This window comes from Vibrio marinisediminis (assembly GCF_014050145.1).
Taxonomy (GTDB): domain Bacteria; phylum Pseudomonadota; class Gammaproteobacteria; order Enterobacterales; family Vibrionaceae; genus Vibrio; species Vibrio marinisediminis.
In genome coordinates this window covers 1-632 of record NZ_JACFYF010000052.1, presented here as the reverse complement: position 1 = coordinate 632, position 632 = coordinate 1, and the positions used below count along the sequence as shown (strand labels likewise).

The 632-nt window shown below is 47.0% G+C and carries 1 protein-coding gene; it reads right to left on the bottom strand.

Annotated elements, in window-relative coordinates:
* Positions 1–632, bottom strand: a 632-nt coding sequence (locus H2O73_RS20280) for an Hsp70 family protein (RefSeq protein WP_182110729.1), incomplete at both ends; no start/stop codon positions are given.

Below are 632 nucleotides of genomic sequence, written 5' to 3'. Positions count from 1 at the left end.
GCTTGTTGCTGAGCAATTTCCATTAGCTTTTGAGCCGCAGCCATTAGCGCTTGTACTTTTGCGTCGATCGCTTCTTTGTCATCGCCTTTACGAGCCGTTTCTAGCTCAACGATAGCCGCTTCAATCTTCTCTTTCTCGTCTGCTGGAAGCGCTTCACCCGCTTCTTCAATTTGCTTACGAGTACCGTGAATCATTTGGTCAGCTTGGTTACGTGCTGTTGCTAGCTCTTCGAACTTTTTGTCCGCTTCTTTGTTCGCTTCAGCTTCTTGAACCATTTTCTCGATGTCTTCATCGCTTAGACCGCCAGAAGCTTGGATAGTGATCTTCTGCTCTTTGCCAGTCTGCTTGTCTTTCGCTGATACGTGTAGGATACCGTCTGCATCTAGGTCGAAAGTCACTTCGATTTGTGGCATACCACGTGGTGCAGCTTGGATGCCTTCTAGGTTGAATTGACCTAGAGACTTGTTGTAAGACGCTTGCTTACGCTCACCTTGTAGAACGTGGATAGTTACCGCGTTTTGGTTGTCTTCTGCAGTAGAGAAAACTTGATTCGCTTTTGTTGGGATAGTGGTGTTCTTCTCAACAAGCTTAGTCATTACGCCGCCCATTGTCTCGATACCTAGAGACAGTGG